This window comes from Tepidiforma sp., from assembly GCF_034432735.1.
Lineage (GTDB): Bacteria > Chloroflexota > Dehalococcoidia > Tepidiformales > Tepidiformaceae > Tepidiforma.
This window is the reverse complement of sequence record NZ_DAOUBJ010000082.1, coordinates 1-3,161: the sequence shown is the minus strand read 5'-3', so window position 1 is coordinate 3,161 and position 3,161 is coordinate 1. Positions and strand designations below refer to the sequence as shown.

General features: G+C 64.8%; 4 protein-coding genes. All 4 read right to left on the bottom strand.

From position 1 onward, the window contains the following. Positions 1-321 (bottom strand): type I restriction-modification system subunit M N-terminal domain-containing protein (locus VAE53_RS08220; RefSeq protein WP_322818890.1); only part of this gene is annotated, 321 nt, incomplete at its 3' end. Between the two features lie 395 nt (positions 322-716). Then, a complete protein-coding gene (locus tag VAE53_RS08215) occupies positions 717-1,196 on the bottom strand; it encodes a quercetin 2,3-dioxygenase (RefSeq protein ID WP_322818889.1) in 480 nt (159 codons plus the stop codon). Positions 1,197-1,441: 245 nt separating this feature from the next. Beyond that, a complete protein-coding gene (locus VAE53_RS08210) occupies positions 1,442-1,792 on the bottom strand; it encodes a helix-turn-helix domain-containing protein (protein ID WP_322818888.1) in 351 nt (116 codons plus the stop codon). 468 nt (positions 1,793-2,260) lie between these two features. Then, positions 2,261-2,542 (bottom strand): hypothetical protein, encoded by a 282-nt coding sequence (locus VAE53_RS08205; protein ID WP_322818887.1) that lies wholly within the window; start codon positions 2,540-2,542, stop codon positions 2,261-2,263. Positions 2,543-3,161 lie beyond the last annotated feature (619 nt).

Sequence of the window (3,161 nt, the reverse complement as noted above, 5' to 3'; positions counted from 1 at the left end):
GCCAATTTCGGTCTGGCGGGCGTTCTGCTGAAGCCGCGCCCAACGCGCTTCAGGCGGCACCCAGAAGACATTGACCGCGCGGTACTCGTCCGGGTCCTCTGGATCAGCACCCTGGTCGCGCTCGGTCTCGAGCTTGGCGTGCTGCTCCTCGAAGGCGTCGGAGATGTACTTGAGGAAGATGAGCCCCAGGACGACGTGCTTGTACTCGGCGGCGTCCATGCTGCCGCGCAGAGCGTCGGCCATCTGCCAGAGCTGGCCCTCGTAGCCGACGGTGGCGCCGCTATCTTTGGCTCCAGTGGTCCTCTTCGCACTCCTCGCCATTCTTGCCTCCGTAGCCCTCGATTTCCGGCAGGTACCCCTTCGAAACCGGCGACAGCCGTGCCGGCTCGGTGAGCGACAGCCCCTACTCTTCGCGAGACCGTCCGATCTCCTATCCAGGAGACACGCCGAGCCCTGTCTTGCTCAGTTGGGGCGAATTATGCATGACGAACGAAGGGGACATTGTGGCAGGGCGACATAACTGGCCGCGGGCCCTCCACGAGGAGATTCGCACGACAAGAAGCCGCGCCCTGAGAAGGGAGCGCATGGGCAGCGCAGAACGCGAACAACAAAAGCGGAGGGTTCCCCGAGTTTTCGTACAGGCGGCCTCGAAGGCGCCGGGTGCCTATGACCCGCGCCTGGCGGAGGGCCGCCTCCGGCTCCGGAGCAGAGTATCTTTAGGAGGGCGGGGGACCGACGATCTCGATACCATGCTGCCTGCCGAGCACCGTCAGTTGCTCGATGTCCAGCGGTGCCGGCTCCGGAAGCGTCAGCGCTGACGCTGGCTGCCCGGCAGCGCGCACGAAGTCAGCGAACCCGGCAGGCCACGCCATGGTGAGCAATCGTGCCCCGGCGGGCCCGACCCGGAAGGCATGGGGGATGCCTTTGGGCGCAAACACCCACGCACCAGGCCCTGCTGTGAACGTCTCGTCTCCGCAGTAGAAGGTCACCTCTCCCTCGAGGATGTACCAGGACTCGTCCTCGCGACCGTGGACGTGGCGGGGTACCGCGTAGTCCCCCGGCGTGCGCTGGTCCATGAACGCGAACCGGCCCCCGGTTCGGTCGCCTGTGGCCTTCAGGACCATCAGCGCCCCCGCGAACCAGATCGCCTCGCCTTCCTCCACGGCCAGGACGTACGCCCTTGGCTTTTCTTCCATGCCTAACCTCCGGCCTTATCGAATGCCCCTTTTCGCTAGCTGGTCACGGACCAGCTCTAGCATCTGGTCTGTGGCCTCCGCAGCGCTCAGCCCGGCAGCCCGCAGCGCCTCCCAGACCGGGAAGTCGATGAGGGCGGCCAGCACTCTCTCCGTCCGCTCGCTGGCGTCCGTGCCCTCCAACGCTGCGCCCACGAGGAGCGCCAGGTTCTCCCGCTGTAGCCGCGCCAGGTCGTCCAGAGCCTGGATCAGGTGTTCCTCGTGCCGACTGCGCGCAACCAGCCGCCATCGCGGTCGTAACACTCGCACGTGCCCCGTACGAGCACCTCCATCCGCAAGGACGGGCGCTCGACGCCTCTGAAGATCTCCGCTGCCAGCTCCGGGGTCACCGGCCGAAGGACGTGGATAGACCGGGCGCAGGCCGGGAGGAGGTCTGCCGAGGTGGGGAAGTGCCGATAGACCGTGGCTTGAGCGATACCGGCTCGCTCGGCGATCTGCTCGTAGCTGGTGCCGATCACGCCCTGCTCGGCGTGCAGGCCCATCGCCGCGTCAACGATGCGCTGGCGTGTTCGCTGGACGGTTGCAGCGCGGGCCCTCATACGATATTTCCGCGACATCCGGATGGACTTTCGTCAGAACATTAAATCGCGAAATCCTTGATGAAACTGCTGTCCGTGTCAAACGTGTCGCTAGTCGAAGGCAGAAAAAAGGGGGTTCCCCGCTTTGTATCCTGGCAGGTCGGCTCGATTGCGGCGCCAATGGCGTCGAGAGCTCGCCGTGGCCCATCACGCTCGAGGAAGGGGAATATGGGCTGTGCCTCGAGGGCTAGCGAGGCGGACGGTGTCACCTTGCGCGGCTCGAGACTTCGAGTCTTCCGGGGCCCGGCGCACTCCACGAGCCCGTTGAGAACTACTTGCCGCTATCGAACAGCCCTCGGGCCGGTGGCCCAAAAATTTTGGTCGAAGGGGAGGTCTTTCACCGCGTCGCAAACGGCACGAGCGTCGGTGAAGCGCTTGTACAGCCCGAACTTGGGGACCCACGAACTCCAGGATGACCCCTGGGCCTTCTTATCGAAGGCAACCCGCACGTTCTCTATTGTGTTCGCGCGCGGCCTCGAGCGGGTCGTCCGCATCGACCCTTTCCATCATCTCGGCGAGCGTCACGCGGTGCTCGGGGCTGAAGTCGAGCCCGAAGTGCTCGTTCAGCCCGGCGATCATACGCGACACCGACTCCTGCTCCGCCGGCGTCGTACCGTGTCCGCCATTGGCGGTCAACGGCTCGACCACGCCGGACCGGCGCCGTAGCGCGCCCCTTCCACTGCCCTGCCCCTGGATGCGGTACGAGCCCATGTCGACGTTCCGCTGTATCTCGCGTGGTAGCACTTAGCGGTCGGCCGGCGGCAGCCGGCGCAGGTAACGCCCCAACTCGTAGAGCATCTCGAAGTCGACGTCGGCGGTCAGCTATGAAAAGATAGAGGCTCGCGATGCGACACTGTGGAAAACGAGGCACCGGCAGCCCAGGTTCGTGCATAGGTCCTCGCTCGCGGTCGCTGGACAAGCCATGAGAGCACCCGTAGGTAGAAAAAGAGGCCGGCGGGCACAATGGCGGTGCTGCCGATTCGCGACCCGGGCTCGGTGATGTTGCATCTCGTCCCGGTGATTGTGGCCCCCCGGATTCTCCCGGATCTTCCGGCGTCACCCGACGGATGTCACCGTTCCAGCAGACCGGCTCTCCGCTCGCCGCGGTCGAGCGGTTCAGGACCCAGGGAACGCACATTAGCCGCTTAAGCTTCTAACGCCCGAATCTGCCCCGCCCAGTCGACGCCTACTTCCACGTAGACGAGATAGGGTTCAAGTTCGCTCGTCATCACAATGTCTCGAACCATGTCTTGAGTTTGAGCGCCATGAGCTTGCGGCGCTCTTGGAGGAATTCCTCGTAGGTCGGGATATTGCCGTCGAGCATCGTCTC

Excerpts from the sequence above, each read along its gene's own strand:
- VAE53_RS08215 (WP_322818889.1), bottom strand. The coding sequence starts at position 1,196 with ATGGAAGAAAAGCCAAGGGCGTACGTCCTGGCCGTGGAGGAAGGCGAG.
- VAE53_RS08210 (WP_322818888.1), bottom strand. The coding sequence starts at position 1,792 with ATGAGGGCCCGCGCTGCAACCGTCCAGCGAACACGCCAGCGCATCGTT.
- VAE53_RS08205 (WP_322818887.1), bottom strand. The coding sequence starts at position 2,542 with ATGGGCTCGTACCGCATCCAGGGGCAGGGCAGTGGAAGGGGCGCGCTA.